This is a genomic window from Lactobacillus sp. UMNPBX15 (assembly GCF_002553785.1).
GTDB lineage: Bacteria > Bacillota > Bacilli > Lactobacillales > Lactobacillaceae > Lactobacillus > Lactobacillus crispatus.
Genome location: NZ_PCYV01000118.1, coordinates 1 through 350 on the forward strand (window position 1 = coordinate 1; position 350 = coordinate 350).

The following is a 350-nucleotide window of genomic DNA, read 5'->3' on the forward strand; positions in this document are numbered from 1 at the left end:
GACCAAACTAGATGGGCTTACAAATGCTGTTATCAAGCTATCTGAAGCAATTCGGCCCACTGGCAAAGATTCATTGTAGACACACGACCAATTTCTATATTTACGCAAATGGAAAAAATCGAAGAATTTTTAGAAGATATGCGTGCTGAAGGTCGCGCCGAGGGGACTTTACGAGAATATGAGCGAAGATTGAAAAAGGTAAAAAAAATGGGCATCGACCTAGAAAATGATACAAAAACTCAGATTTTGTCTCGTTTTTTAGGTACAAAACTCGAAAAGTGTTCACGGGTTTCTACAATCCGTGGAATTTTATCGACAATCCATGTATATTTGGTTTGGTCATATAGCAA

The 350-nt window shown here is 38.0% G+C and carries 1 protein-coding gene; it reads left to right on the forward strand.

Annotated elements, in window-relative coordinates; all coding sequences use genetic code 11:
* Positions 1-108: 108 nt before the first annotated feature.
* Positions 109-350, forward strand: a 242-nt coding sequence (locus CP366_RS11040) for a site-specific integrase (RefSeq protein WP_233197993.1), incomplete at its 3' end; no start/stop codon positions are given.